Genomic DNA, 14712 nt, shown 5'->3' with positions numbered 1-14712 from the left:
CAGAGAGGCTGCGCCACAACTCGAACCTGCAATGCGACCCTAACTTAAAGATCATCATTTAGCGATATACTTAAGTCTGAAGCTCCGCACTATCCGAAGGATCGGGCAAGATAGACCCATGCCCCGCCTCATCCAGCCCAGTCACCCGAAGGAAGTTGAGGCGGCCATCGAGGTACTCGGGAATCGGGCCCACGCGGCCGTCCTCCGATACCTGCACCAAAAGGGCCCGTCCACCACCGGCGAAATCCTCAAGGGAATCGACCTGGGGGGCGACAAAAAACTGACCCGGCCCAGCCTCCAGCATCACCTCGAAGCACTCGAATCTTTTGGCGCTATAACGGCAGACTTTCCTCCGGGCAAACGTCAGGGCAAGCGCGTGAAGTACGCAGCCAACATTGATGCCGTTGAGTTCCAGATGCTTCCCGCCTACGTCTCCTACCTCCGAGGTAATTGAGTCCCCGCGCTCCGTGACAATCTTGTCAAAGAGCAGTAATTTCCCGTCTCACCTCAAGCACGTTACACACATGCGGTGAACATGTGCAACGCTTGTATTGCGCATGGACTATGCAGGTATAAGGGGCGCGCAGCGACGTTAGGATGGTGGGTGCCCCCATTTCCTGACCCGAGCGTGCGCTGGAGGATGAACGACCCAATGCTGACCAACAGGCGCACCCTTGCCTCCCTGGCGGTCCTTTTACCGGTGGCCGGGGTATCTGGGTTTGCGATCATCATGGCCCGCAAGATCGTCAAGCGCGGCCCCAGGGACTACCGCCAAGCGGCTGTGCTTGAAGACGGCCGGCACGTCCGCATAGAGCTGGATGATTACACCAAAGCGCCCGGAGACTTCGGCATCTTCGACCCCGAGAACCGGACCTATACGCGAGTTGGCGCCGTGACACGGATCAACGAGGATCAACAGTACGTTGAACGGCGGATTGATTCGCGCGCTGCCCAAACCGGAGGTCTGGGTCCAGTTGTGGATTGGACCCCGGACGTTTTCTTCGAACCCTCGGCCCTCGGCCGGCCGTACGAGGAAGTGCACATCTCCACTGAGTTCGGTACGGCGCCTGCTTGGCTTTTTGAAGCCGAGAACACAGATGTCTGGGTAGTCCATATCCATGGCAGCTGGACTGATCGATCCATCATGTTCCGGGATGTCCACGCCTTCACTTCCCTAGGCGTCACCTCTCTGATTCCCACATTCCGCAGCGACACAGAGGTCAGACCGCAACAGCCCGAAACGAGCCACCTCGGCCAAACGGAGTGGCGGGACGTCGAATCCGCTGTGGCGTACGCCGTAGCCCGCGGAGCCAAGCGCGTGATCCTCTCCGGCTGGTCAATGGGCGCGACCATTGCCCTGCTCACAGCAGAGCGCAGCGCCCACCAAGACAAGATCGCAGGACTCGTCCTCGTCGGGCCCGTCACGAGCTGGCGTAAAGCCATCACGGCCGGGGCCGAGCGGGCCGGGGTGCCGGCGATTGGTGCCAGCCTGGTGATGGGGCTGCTCCAGCTCCCCGCGTTCGCGAAAATGCTGGGGTTAACGGAAGCGATCGACTTCGATGCACTCGACTGGATCGGTACACCTCACCGTGTGGATGTCCCCACCCTGGTTTTGCACTCGACAGCCGACCAAGAAGTTCCGTGGGAGATCTCGACGGCGTTCCAACGTGCAAATCCGGCAACAGTGACATTGATTCCACTACCGAAGGCCCACCACACCCAGGAATGGAATGCCTCGCCTTCTACCTTCACTGAAGAACTGACGAACTGGGTCCGCAAGGCGATCTTGGCCGAGCGCAGCTAAGTCTGAGCGTCCAGCTTCGCTTCAATGCGACTGATCCTGCCTTGAACAGATTCCGGGAAGTCCATCCTGTTCACCCGCTCGTGGTTATGAAGAACAATCAGGCTCTTGTAGACACCGTTTTCCAGCGTCTCGTTGAAAAGATCCCATGCCGGGCTCACCCGTGAACGATCTGAACTGAAGCGCATCCTCAAAGCAGTCAGCCAGAGGGCATCAATCAGCCAGAGCCGCAATCTCGGCAGCTGCTTCGACAGGAAAAGAATCAGCCACCCCGCTGCGGTCACTGAGAGGCCAACATAGAACAGACGGTCAAACCAGGCCCCGATCTCGCGGGCAAAGACGTGCCACGGCGTGAAGTGAAACAGGACCACGTAAGCGATGTGGCACGACACAGCCAGAGCCACCACCAGCAGCCCCGCGGAGAATGTCGCGTACAGGCCCCTTGCCTGGTGCCGGAGCATGTAAATAATCCTGAGCACGGTGAACAACAACGCGACCATGTACAAGCCGCTGTACACGGCAGTTGCGAGCTGATCCATGCGGGTATCTATGAAGTCAGCAGCCGTGGGAGCTTTGTCCTGGATCAGGGCGAAGCTGACAACCATGACAGGGATACTCAGCAGCGGTGCGTAGTAAGTCCACCTGACGACAGGCACGTCCGCTAAACGCCGCACGCTGTCGTTGAAAAAGAAAATCGCCAGCAGTGCAAAGACGGCCTGAAGCAGGTTCGTCACGTTGAACCCACCGAGGTATCGGTCGATGTCCTCAAGCGGTGTCACCGTTCCCAGGGCATACAGCGCCGCAAGGCCGAACATCGATGCGACCCACGAGGCCCGGGATTCGGGCACCTTCACCACCGACGGGATCCGAAGGAGACACAGGGCAGTCAGCAGCGCAAAGAGCAAGAGTCTCATGGGTTATCAGAGGAAGGGGTCAGGACCGGAGGAGCTGCGTGAACGGGTCTTTTTCGACATTTCAAAAGCGAAATCCTCCACCCACCGTTCGACAGGATGATTCGGTACGGACCGGCAGGTGACACTGATCGCGTCCGCGGTTTCCCTTAGCATCTCTTCGGAGAGATCTGGCAAGGCAAGGGCAACCCGAAGGTTCTCCAAGTAGATATGTCCCAGTTCGTGATAGATGCAGTGGAGCTTGTATTGCTGTGACTTCTGAGGAGGGAAGTAGACGTTAATACGATCCTCAAATTCAGCTTTGAATGCTGTCAGGGCTCCCCAATCTTCCTTGAACTCGATCAAGTTGATCGGCTTCTCGCAGATCACAGTCAAGCGTTGGACGACTTCCTTCATCGACGTCGTGCCGTCACCACACAGCTCCCGAACCTTGTCCTGAACCGGTGGGAGCGTCATTCATTCTCGCCGTTCATCGACGCATCAATGATCCTGGTGATCGTTCGTAGAGTTTCCGGCGAAGTCTCCCCCAGGTTTCTCGCGGCGAAGTTCTTGACCTTGAGCTTGCGCATCTGGACAAGGAACTCCATTCGCGCTTCCACCTCAGGAGGAGTCCCACTGTTGAGATTAACGAGATAACTGGCCGGCACGGCAAAAACGTACTCCGCGATGCCCTTCAGGAGTTCCTGGTCAGTTACCAGGCTGCCCGAGCCGTTGATCAAGTACGACCACCGAGTCCGCGACAGGTGGATGCCATGCGCTGAAAGTGCCTCCTCAACGTGAGAGTACGTCAACGCAGTGTTGTTATCGGACTCCCAGATATCCACTAGGATCCCCACGCGGTCGGCCAAGCGCTCTTTCTTCTGTTGCTGCGTAAGAAACACGCTGCGACCCCCATCTGCCATCGTTCAAGCTCCTTCAGCCAAGGTCAGCCGCCTAGGTAGCACCGCCACACAGAGCAGGCAGACAGCCGACACCAGATTTTACCCGATGACGTTCACATCGTATAGGCCATGCTTCACCACTGGGTTGTGCATGTGCGAAGCATGTCTGTAGGCTTTCTTGCACTTGGGTCTTTGGGGGACTCAAGTCACTGCGTCGGAATACGTCCTATGAAGGCGCAGGTTCCTGGAGCCGGATTAGGGTGATTCACAGGTGGAGAAATACGGCACGCCCAAGGCGCCACAGATCTGCATGAGGGGAAGACGGACTTTTTTCGATGCATGCATCATGGGCCGCGTGGTGAACCACAGAACGATTCTGCCAAAGACTGGATGCGACACACCCCCCGGCATCTGGGGTTTCGATAACAAAAACCGATTAGATAGCTCTATGGCACTCCGAAAGCTCGCACAGGGTGGACGCCCGTCTAAGGGCCCACGGCACACATTCAACGTCAAACCGGACATCACTCGCGCCGAAAAACTGCGTGACATCCTAGACATTCTTGACTGCAACGCGGTGGATTACCTGACCCCCCTTGTTGCTGCCCACATCGACTCCATCGATCTGGAAAAATTTCGGGCCGAGCACACACAGGAGACTTTGCCTATAGCAAAGGCTAGTTAAGAACTGAAGGCCCGCACTAGGCGGGCCTTCGTCTAAGTATCTGTTCAGATCCAGTTCTTGGCGGGATCAGATCTGAACTTGTAGAACACCCACCCTGGTGGGTGGATTTTCCGTACCCCTCAAAGAGAGGTTGTTGTTGTCTATGGTACCGGATGCCGTTTTGGCGTCAACGCACCCAAATGCGAGTGTCGCGCCTGAAGTGCCTCCTGAACACGCGTGGAGTCTTGCCCCGCTCATTGCTGGCGCGCCGTCATACCGTTTGGGGCGTTGGATTGGTCAGCGGTTTCAGTACCCCCGGCCAGTGAATGCGTCGAAGATCACTCGTTCTTTGCCGGATCGACCCGCTGCTGTGATGGTTCACGGCGTTGATGGTCGGGTTGCCACATTGTGCCTTGATTTTGACACCTCGAAAGCTTTGAAGGGCGTTGTAGATTCCGACGCAGCGCTCGTCGGCCGGTTGTTAACTGCGTGTGGGATGAGGTATGTGGAGGACTTCTCCCCCAGCGGCGGACGACACTTGTACGTCCCGCTGCAGGACCGCTTGGACGCGGCGGAGGCCCGGGAACTGGTCGAGGCCTTGGCATTGATGGCCATGAGCTTGGACCCGAGCCCGCATCAGAACATCACCGATGGATGTATCCGTGTTCCTGGCACGTTGCATAAGTCGGGTGGTCGCCAAGTACTTGTCACTCCGCTATCGGAGGCGTATGACGTCTTGCGCCGCCGCAATCCGGCCAGCGCACTGGTCGAGTTGCGTGCTGCGTTGGCGCCGGAGCTGGCCCGCAAACGGGCGCTGAAGGCCCGGGAAGCGAAGACCGTTGCCGCGCAGCGGCTCGGTGGGCTGCCGACGCTGCCCGTGATGGGCGAGTCCGAGGCCCCGCTGCGCCGGGTTGCCCGGACAGGCCTGTATGACACGGCCAGGTACAAGACCGCATCCGAGGCCCGGATGGCGGTGCTGAACCACTTCAGTGCCAGTGGCTGGTCCCTGCAGCAGGTTCAGGGTGAGCTCACTGGTCAGTTCCCGGGCCTGGCGGCTCTGTACGGATCCGCGGAGCGCCAGGCCCGGCTGCTGCCCTACGAATGGGCCAAAGCACAAGCCTTCACCAGCGCAGCCTCAAGCTCTCAGAAACCGCTCCCCCGCAAAGACGGGGAAAAGAATGCCCTTATTAACAACACAAGCCCAACTTTAACCACAGGGGGGGCACGGAAACTTAGCAGCGCTAGCGTGAATCATCTGGTGAACGATGTTGAGAACATCGTTCACGGAGTCCTTGACCATAGACTGCGAACGCGTGGCCGCGAAGGTTTGAGTCTTCGCCTCTTGATTCGCGGCCTACTGGGCTACATGCGGGCGAAGGAAACCGACATCCTCGACGTCGGTTGTCGGACTCTGGCAGCTGCGCTGGGTAAGCACCATGTCACAATCGCACGGCTGTTGCCCATCCTGGCCGCCGTGTCTGACGGCATTCTGACAAAGGTCGCGGATGCCCGACAGAAAGCAGCCGACGTGTATCTCATCCAACTTCCGGCTAAGTACCAGCAACTCGCCAGGGAACTGACCTGGCGGAAAGGAAAAATCTACGCTGTTCGCCCTGTATTCCGGGCGCTGGGGGATCCAGCAGCCCTCGTCTATGAGGCCATCGAACGAGGCCGGCACTCCCCCACTACTGCCGAGATCGTCCGTGCCAGCGGTGTCAGCCGCAATACCTGCGCGTCCGCTTTGGCTGAAATGGAAGCACTTGGCATGATTCAGCGCCATGAAGGCACATGGCGGACTACCAGTGCGAATCTGCGCATGCTTGCCGCCCGGCTCGGAGTCCTCGATGACTATCTCGATCAGATCAGACGGAATCGCCATGAACGCGCCATCTGGCACGCCTATCTGGCACGGTTCATCGAAACCCCCATTGAAGAGGCCGACCTATATGAGCACGAAAGGGAAGAAATCTGGATACCACCTGACGACAACTACACGCTGTGGCAGGCAGCTTGAGTTACACCGAGCTCAAGGGAAACTTGGATGCTGTTGGATATCTTCCTACGTGTACTTGGTTCATCCTGATGGACAGCGAAGTCTCTCGGTGTTGGTTCCGACCACGCAGCTGCTTGTGATGTCGACGGCTTGTTCTCAGAAAGCGGGGCTAGATTTTCCATCGTTCGTGAGCTGACTGCTTGCTGATACCCAAAGTAGTTCCGATGGTTGCCCAAGAGACCCCCGCAGACCGTGCCGAATGCACTCCTCTTTCAATGCGCCCTTCTGCGGCTTTGAACGCCCGTGATGCAGCCCGGAGTTCGGAAATGGCGGCAGCCGGCCCCGCATGAGTCAACCATTCTTGATGCATGGCATCTTCGACTGCCACCGATGGCACAGCTACCCCGAGAAACGGGACAAATGCCTGGTGTTTCGAAAGGCTTTCCGCTGAAGTCTTTAGGACCCGCCTCCAGAACGGACCGGTCCAGCCGCATGCGCAGAGGGAACGCCAACCGATAACTTTGTCGTCCGGGACAAGCTCACGTCCGTGGTGGACTGGGTGCCTTGTGAGGCTTCCTGTGACACCCTCTACTGAGACGCTACCCGTCCTTACGTCGTTCGACATTCGCCCGTCTGGGGCAACTGCCCCTGGCCATCCTTCGTGGATACCGTCCTGCATGTCCCAGTTCATGCTCTTCATCTCCATATGAGGCTGTCTCCGGACAGGGGCCAGGGTTGCGACTTCATTCTGTCAGGAATTCCTGACGAAGGAATAATTTCGATCGCCAAAGAGACGGCGCACCCGTTGAACCGGGCTAGCACTAGTAGGTGACGGGTGGCCAATCCCCTCCCCTGTCCAATCCAATTGCGTGCGGGCTGATCGCTAGCGTTTTGGTATTACTTTCATACTGCTATCAAATCGGTATCAACCTCCTACGAGATGAACGCCGCGCTGCGTCCTTGCATCTCTACGCCCTGAGTCGAAAGGTCGAAATTCGTCCGGATGCCCCCGTTGAGTCGATTTTGATAACCAGTGCTGCTGGCACCATCGAAGTAGTGGCAGTCGTCCTTACGATACTGTTTTGATATCACTTTGCAAGTGATATCAAAACAGTATCGTAAACATATGAAAGCCATATCGGAATGATACTTTACTGCTATTAAAGAAGTTGTTTAGCGACCTGGATGGCTCCGGCAGTCCGCTGATACGGGTTCGCATCTGTCAACACGTTGCTGTTTTGATATCACTTTGCAAGTGATATCAAAACAGTATCGTAAACATATGAAAGCTATATCAGAATGATACTTTACGGCTATTAAAGAAGTTGTTTAGCTACCTTGGATGGCTCCCAGATCGCTCCGGCAGCCCGCTGCACAGGTTCGCATCTGTCAACGCGTTGCTGTTTTGATATCACTATGAAAGTGATATCAAAACAGTAGCGTGTCGCTACCAGTTCGATAGCTTCGTTGCGATAGCGTTGCTGACATGATCATCGTGGTTGGAAGCGAAAAGGGCGGCGTGGGTAAATCCACGGTCGTCACCAACATGGCCGTGGAGCTCTCGAAGCGCGGGATGCGTGTCTCAGTAGTGGATGGAGATCGCCAGCGCTCGACGGCGCTGTCAACACGTTGCTGTTTTGATATCACTTTGCAAGTGATATCAAAACAGTATCGTAAACATATGAAAGCTATATCAGAATGATACTTTACGGCTATTAAAGAAGTTGTTTAGCTACCTTGGATGGCTCCCAGATCGCTCCGGCAGCCCGCTGTACAGGTTCGCATCTGTCAACGCGTTGCTGTTTTGATATCACTATGAAAGTGATATCAAAACAGTAGCGTGTCGCTACCAGTTCGATAGCTTCGTTGCGATAGCGTTGCTGACATGATCATCGTGGTTGGAAGCGAAAAGGGCGGCGTGGGTAAATCCACGGTCGTCACCAACATGGCCGTGGAGCTCTCGAAGCGCGGGATGCGTGTCTCAGTAGTGGATGGAGATCGCCAGCGCTCGACGGCGCGTTGGGCTGTCGATCGCGAGGAAGCCGGCCATGAGCCGCGCATCTTTGTCGTTGAAAAGTTGGGGAGCTTGCACGAGACCCTTCGGGAACTCGACAAGAGCTACGACATTGTCCTTGTCGACGTGGCGGGTAAGGACAGCAAGGAAATGCGTACAGCGATGACAGCCGCGCACCAACTCCTAATTTTGACTCAGTCTAGCCAGTTTGATCTGGACACCCTCGTTACCGTCGACCAACTCATTGAAACTGCACGTGACTTCAACCCAACACTTCGGGTCCGTGGCGCCCTGACGCGGGTATCGACCAACGCTTTCGAATCGGAAAGTGCAGACGCGAGAGAGTATCTCGCTGACTATCCGAGCATTGAGCCGCTGCAGACCGTTCTGTATGAGCGCAAGGCTTATCGCGACGTAGTGGGCGAAGGCCTGGGTGTCGTCGAGTGGAAGAATCCCAAGGCGGCCCGAGAGATCCGCGGATTGGTAGAGGAGTTGATCGGCTAATGGCGCTCAAAAAACGATCTGCGTCGGAACGAGCCCGGGATGAGGCGATCGAAGCCTTTGGCAATGCGGCCGAACCACTCTTGGCGCCGCCTACCACCAGGGATGAGCGTGTCACTCCTGTTCGCCCACGGTTTACGCCCGGACTTAGCGATCTCAGGGATAGAGAGCGCCCAAAAACAATGCTCCTTCGTTTCGACAATGATCTGGATTTGGTGGAACTACTGTCGGAAGTGGCGACCCTGGAGGGGCGGAAGAAGCACCCCATGGCCCTGCGGGCATTGAGGATTGGGCTTGAGCAAGTTAGAGACAGCTACGAATAGCCTCTTTGGGTAGTATCTGTTTGATATCACTTAAATAGCAACTATCGCGTGAATACCTTGCCGCACCGAGTTTGACGGGCAATTACAGTGTTTCCCCGCTAGCGTGACCTTCGAAGCAGAAGAGGCACCAGGGGGAGTAGTCCATGGCAGGACGTAAAAGGCAGATTGATGGCCAGCTGAGTCTCGAGGCTCTTTGGGCGGCACCAGAGGAGGACCGCAATGAACAAGTACGGCAGGCAGGCTCAGGAAGCCTGGAAGGCAGCGAGCCCAACCCGGTACAGCCAGATCCTGAACCCGGAGGAGTTCTTCACGAATCTGGGGGAGCAGGCCCAGGAACAAGTGGACGAGCTGCAGATCAGGCTGGCCGGCCCGGACCCGCAAGGGGAGGGGTATCTGGAGAAGGTCGGCCGGCTGAACGCGGCCCGGAATCAGGCCGAGGAGATCGTCCGGTACGAACTACTGTCGCCCCCGGAGACGGAGGACGAGGAGGACGAGTACGAGAACCCGAGCATCAAAGAACACCTGGAGTTTATGGCCGAAGTGCAGCACATTCGGGAACAGCTCTAGACATCTCTGACAGGTTCCGTCCTGCTTCTCAGGATGACCTGGCGCCGTCCGGTGCCCGGAGCCGCATCAGGGCGAACCTTGAAGCTCTCGAGGTACTACAGGCCCTGCATGCCGAGAACCGTACCGCCACGGACGCCGAAAAGACGGTGCTGGCACGGTGGGGGAGTTGGGGAGCGCAAGGTGTCTTCCAAATCTTCGATGAAACCCGTGAGGAATATGCCGGGGACCGCGAACACCTGCGCAGCCTCCTGACCGACGCCCAGTACGACGCTGCCCGCCGCACCACGATCAACGCCCACTACACTGACGCCGCCTACGTGAAGGCAATGTGGTCAGCGGTGCAGGAACTCGGGTTCGACGGCGGAACTGTGCTGGAACCGGGATCCGGGGTCGGAACCTTCATCGGCTTCGCGCCCGATACCGCTGAGGTGACCGGTGTCGAGTTGGACCCGACCACCGCCGCCATTTCCCAAGCCCTCTACCCGGACGCCACTGTGCGGGCGGAGTCCTTCGCGGACACCAAGCTGCCCACTGGCCACTTCGATCTGGCCATCGGCAACGTGCCCTTCGCCAATGTCACGCTGCACGATCCCCGCCACAACGCCGGCGGTCACTCGATCCATAACCACTTCATCCTCAAGTCCCTGGACCTGACCCGCCCGGGCGGCATGGTAGCCGTGCTGACCTCCAGCTTCACCCTGGACGGCACGAACCCGGCCGCACGCCGGGAAATGAACCAGCTGGCCGACCTCGTGGGCGCTGTCCGCTTGCCTACCGGCTCGCATCGCAAAGCAGCCGGCACCGACGCCATGACGGACCTGCTGATCTTCCATCGCAGGGAACCCGGCCAGGAACCTGCCTCCACTCTCTGGGAGACCGTCAGTGCCCACAGGATCGACGGGACCATCACCCGCCTGAACTCCTACTTCGATGAGCACCCGGAACGTCTGCTGGGGGAGCTGCACGTGGCCCACGGCATGCACGGGGCCGAAACCCTGCAACTGACCACCGATGACCTTTCAGCCGTCCCGGAACGCCTTCACGCAGCCCTGGCCGACGTCGTGGCCGAAGCCAAGACTGCAGGACTGGTCATCACGCCACGCACCTCAGAACAGGAACGCCAGCGCGCCGCTTACGTCCCGGCATCCGCCGAATGGGAAGGCCACATCAGCGCCACCGACAACGGCTTCATCGTTGTCGAAAACGGCTCCCACACCGAACTCGCCGTTCCTAAAACCCAAGCCGCCGAACTACGCGCCCTTCTCGGCCTCAGGGACGCAGGCCGGAAGCTCCTCACCGCAGAAGCCGACAGCCGCGATGACACCGCCGACATCGACACGCTGCGCGACGAACTGAAAGCCGCGTACAGCCAGTACGTCGATACCTACGGCCCGATCAACCGCTTCACACTCCGCGACACCGGACGCGTAGACGAAGAGACGCAGGAGCCCATCCAGGCCCGCATCACCCCCCGGGTCGTGTCCATCCTTGGCCGTGACCCCTTCGGCCCCTTGGTCAAGGCACTGGAGAACTTCGACGAAACCACGCAGACAGCCACCCCGGCTGCCCTGCTGTCCAGCCGCCAGGTCCAACCCCGCCGCCCCGTCCTGGGCGTCGACACCGCAGAAGAAGCCCTCACCGTCACCCTCGATACCCTGGGCGAGGTCGACCTGGACTACGCCGCATCCCTGCTGGGCATCAGCCGCGAGGAAACCCGTGCAGCGATGGGGGAGAGCATCTATCAAGTCCCCGGCCCGGACGAGACCTTCCACACCAGGGCGGAATACCTCTCCGGGAACGTCCGCGAAAAGCTGGAAATCGCCCAAGCCGCCGCGCTAACCGACGAGCGGTTCAACGCCAACGTCCAGGCCCTCACCCAAGCCATCCCGGCACCGCTGCGCATGGACGAAGTGGAAGCACGCCTCGGCGCTGTCTGGATCGACACCGAAACCCACCAGAAATTCGTCCGGGAAATCCTGAACGACCCATACGCCACCGTCTCCAACGCAGCCGGGTCGATGTGGGACGTCAAAGCCAACCGCCACACCCTCGCAGCGACGAGCAACTGGGGCACCCAGCGGATGCCCGCCTCGGACATCCTCAAACAAGTCCTGGAACAACGTCCCGTCCGCGTCACCGATGAGGGCGAAGACAAGCGCCGGATCCTGAACCCCACCGAAACCGCAGCCGCACAGGAAAAAGCCCAGCTGCTCCAGGAACGGTTCAGCGAATGGGTATGGGAAGAACCCGAACGGGCAAACCGCCTCATCGACGAATACAACCGCCGCTTCAACTCCATCGTGCTCCGGGACTACAACACCGAAGGGGAGAGAATGACCCTCCCCGGCATGGCCAAAGACTTCTCCCCACGCCCGCACCAGCGTGCAGCCGTGGCACGGATGCTCTCCGAACCAGCAGTCGGGCTGTTCCATCAAGTCGGTGCCGGAAAGACCGCAGAGATGGTCATGGGCGTCATGGAACTCCGCCGCTTGGGCATGGTCAACAAGCCCGCCGTCATCGTCCCGAACCACATGCTCGAACAGTTCGCCCGGGAATGGCTCCAGATCTACCCACAGGCCCGGATCCTCGCCGCTTCATCAGCCGACCTTGCCGGTGACAAACGCCGCCAATTCGTGGCCCGCGCCGCCGCCAACCAGTGGGATGCCGTGATCATGACCCGCACCGCGTTCCAGCGAGTAAGCCTCAGCCCCGAAGCCGAAGCCGCCTATCTCAGCACCGAAGTGGCCCAAGCGCGCGCTGAACTGGAAGCCGTGAAGAACAACGGCCAGGACAACGGACAAGCCAACAGCAGCATCGTCAAGCGGCTGGAAAAGGCCGTCATGAGCCGGGAGGAACGGCTGAAAGCCAAACTCGACACTCCCGCCGACCCAGGGATCAGCTTCGAGGAAACCGGCATTGACTACCTCGTTGTAGACGAACTCCACGACTACAAGAACCTGGAAACCCCGTCCAACATCCCCGGTGCCGCCATCACAGGCTCCAACCGGGCAACGGACCTTCACATGAAGACCGAGTTCCTGCGCGAACGCGAAGGACGGCGCGTGATCACCGGTGCCACGGCAACACCGATCGCGAACTCCGTCACGGAAATGTACGTCATGCAGCGCTACCTGCGCCCCGACCTGCTCCAGGCAGCCGGGATCAAGGACTTCAACACCTGGGCCGCTACTTTCGGCCAGGTCGTTGAGGAGATGGAACTCTCCGTAGCCGGCGGTGACAGGTTCAAACTCAAGAGCCGGTTCGCGAAGTTCCAAAACGTCCCCGAACTGCTGAAGATGTTCCACACGTTCGCGGACGTCAAAACCGCCGAAGACCTCAACCTGCCCATCCCCACGCTCGCACCACGGGACGGGGACGGGCTCCGCCAACCGAACATGCTCGTAGTAGAACCCAGCCCTGAACTGCGTTCCTACATCCAGGACATCGGCAACCGCGTCGACGCCATCCAGCAACGGCTTGTGGCTTCCGAGGAAGACAACATGCTCAAAGTCTCCTCCGACGGCCGGAAAGCCGCCCTGGACATGAGGCTCGTGGATCCCGCACTGTTCCAGCACGGACCCACCAAGATCAGCGCCACCGCCGACCTGCTGGCCAGCGTGTATGAAGAACACAAAGACCGCATCTACACCGACCCCTCCACAGGAGAACCCGACCCGGTTCCTGGTGCCCTGCAGCTGGTGTTCTGCGACTTCGGCACCCCTTCGGAGAAGTGGAACGTCTACGGAGAACTCAAAGACCAGCTCCGCCGTCGCGGTGTGCCCGAACCCATGGTCCGGTTCATCCACGAAGCTAAAAATGACAACGAGAAAGGCCGGCTCTTCGCAGCCGCCCGTTCCGGCCAGATCGCCGTGCTGATCGGATCAACCTCAAAAATGGGTGTCGGTACCAACATCCAGAAGCGTGCCGTGCACCTGGTGGACATGGACGCCCCCTGGCGTCCGGCCGACGTCGAGCAACGCCATGGCCGGATCCTGCGCCAAGGCAACCAGAACCCCGAGGTCCGCATCTCCCAGATCGTCACCAAGGAATCCTTCGACTCCTTCATGTGGCAAGGCCTGGAACGGAAATCACGGTTCATCAACCAGATCATGCGCGGACGCCTCGACGTCCGGGAAATCGAAGACATCGGGGATAACACCCTGAACTTCGCCCAAGCCAAGGCCATCACCAGCGGCAACCCGCTCATCCTGGAAAAGGCCGTCGCGGACCAGGAACTCGCCCGCCTGTCCCGCTTGGACCGGGCCTACAACCGCAACCTGGTCGCGGTGAACCACACCAAACGAGGCGAACAAGCAGCAGCAGACGCGGCAGCCCAGGACCTGCCGCTGATCCGCGAGGCCGTCGAACGGACCGTGGACACCACTGCGGACGCCTTCAAAGCCACCATCGGGGGCCAAACCTTTGACAACAGGACAGACGCTGCGGAAGCTCTGCGGGCATGGGCAGGCCGGCAGGGACACCGGCTCATGAACCTCTACGGATACGACGAACTCGGCACCATCGCTACCCTCGGAGGCCACGAACTGCGCGCCAAACTCGTGCCCGGCCGGGACCTCGACCGCTCCACTGTGGAAGTCCGCATCGAGGGCGTACCCAGGGCAACCGCCCAGATCTCCCGTAAGGGCTTACTAGCAGCTGACGTGGGCACCATCAGGCAACTCGAAAACAGGGTGTCCTCCCTGCCAAGGCTTGCAGTCGACGTTGAAACCCGACGGCAGGAGGCCCTCGCCCGCATCGAGCAAGCAGACAAGGCACTGGCAGAACCCTTCAAACACGCCGAAGCACTCAAGGCCGCCCGGGCCGATTCCGCGCGCATCGATCAGCTCATGGCCGACGCAGCAAAATCAGACGAACCACCACAGTCAGAAACTGCACCTGAAATCGATCCGCGCCTAGAGAAGATGCAACGCCTCATGAATGCATCCTTCCCGCAACCACCCAGCACGGCGGGCACGGCTGCGACGGCAGCATCGAGCCAACACCGGGCACCTGACCATCGACTCCAACAAGACGTCGACTACGGACGCTGATCAAAC

General features: G+C 59.2%; 10 protein-coding genes. 7 read left to right on the top strand and 3 right to left on the bottom strand.

Features of this window, described 5'->3' with window-relative positions; translation table 11 throughout:
• Nucleotides 1-118: 118 nt before the first annotated feature.
• Nucleotides 119-454 (top strand): winged helix-turn-helix domain-containing protein, encoded by a 336-nt coding sequence (locus ACIPY2_RS19940; RefSeq protein ID WP_400268137.1) that lies wholly within the window; start codon nucleotides 119-121, stop codon nucleotides 452-454.
• Between the two features lie 198 nt (nucleotides 455-652).
• Nucleotides 653-1804 carry an alpha/beta hydrolase family protein gene (locus ACIPY2_RS19935; RefSeq protein ID WP_400268136.1) on the top strand — a complete coding sequence of 384 codons (1152 nt, stop codon included), beginning with the start codon at nucleotides 653-655 and terminating at the stop codon, nucleotides 1802-1804.
• Here ACIPY2_RS19935 and ACIPY2_RS19930 read toward each other — a convergent pair.
• The 3 genes from ACIPY2_RS19930 to ACIPY2_RS19920 are packed head-to-tail and all read right to left on the bottom strand — an operon-like array spanning nucleotide 1801 to nucleotide 3614.
• Nucleotides 1801-2715 carry a hypothetical protein gene (locus tag ACIPY2_RS19930; protein ID WP_400268135.1) on the bottom strand — a complete coding sequence of 305 codons (915 nt, stop codon included), beginning with the start codon at nucleotides 2713-2715 and terminating at the stop codon, nucleotides 1801-1803. The genes ACIPY2_RS19935 and ACIPY2_RS19930 overlap by 4 nt on opposite strands.
• A gap of 6 nt (nucleotides 2716-2721) precedes the next feature.
• Nucleotides 2722-3168 (bottom strand): hypothetical protein, encoded by a 447-nt coding sequence (locus tag ACIPY2_RS19925; protein ID WP_306844795.1) that lies wholly within the window; start codon nucleotides 3166-3168, stop codon nucleotides 2722-2724.
• On the bottom strand, nucleotides 3165-3614 hold the full coding sequence (locus ACIPY2_RS19920; RefSeq protein WP_400268134.1) for a hypothetical protein: 450 nt from the start codon (nucleotides 3612-3614) through the stop codon (nucleotides 3165-3167). The genes ACIPY2_RS19925 and ACIPY2_RS19920 overlap by 4 nt, the downstream gene beginning before the upstream one ends.
• 965 nt (nucleotides 3615-4579) lie before the next feature.
• On the opposite strand from ACIPY2_RS19920, the gene ACIPY2_RS19915 reads away from it, so the two are divergent.
• The 5 genes from ACIPY2_RS19915 (at nucleotide 4580) to ACIPY2_RS19895 (ending at nucleotide 14706) form a co-directional block, all read left to right on the top strand.
• The gene (locus ACIPY2_RS19915; RefSeq protein WP_400268133.1) at nucleotides 4580-6271 is read left to right on the top strand and encodes an ArsR/SmtB family transcription factor; all 1692 of its coding nucleotides are present in this window, start codon (nucleotides 4580-4582) and stop codon (nucleotides 6269-6271) included.
• A gap of 1465 nt (nucleotides 6272-7736) precedes the next feature.
• Nucleotides 7737-7952, top strand: coding sequence for a ParA family protein (locus ACIPY2_RS19910; protein ID WP_400268132.1), 216 nt, complete (start codon nucleotides 7737-7739; stop codon nucleotides 7950-7952).
• Between the two features lie 183 nt (nucleotides 7953-8135).
• A complete protein-coding gene (locus ACIPY2_RS19905) occupies nucleotides 8136-8768 on the top strand; it encodes an AAA family ATPase (RefSeq protein WP_363933985.1) in 633 nt (210 codons plus the stop codon).
• A gap of 539 nt (nucleotides 8769-9307) precedes the next feature.
• On the top strand, nucleotides 9308-9655 hold the full coding sequence (locus ACIPY2_RS19900; protein ID WP_400268131.1) for a TnpV protein: 348 nt from the start codon (nucleotides 9308-9310) through the stop codon (nucleotides 9653-9655).
• Nucleotides 9656-9981: 326 nt separating this feature from the next.
• Nucleotides 9982-14706 (top strand): helicase-related protein, encoded by a 4725-nt coding sequence (locus tag ACIPY2_RS19895; RefSeq protein WP_400268159.1) that lies wholly within the window; start codon nucleotides 9982-9984, stop codon nucleotides 14704-14706.
• Nucleotides 14707-14712 lie beyond the last annotated feature (6 nt).

This window comes from Paenarthrobacter sp. NPDC089675, from assembly GCF_044749185.1.
In the GTDB taxonomy this organism is placed as follows: domain Bacteria; phylum Actinomycetota; class Actinomycetes; order Actinomycetales; family Micrococcaceae; genus Arthrobacter.
This window is presented reverse-complemented; position numbering and strand designations above follow the sequence as displayed.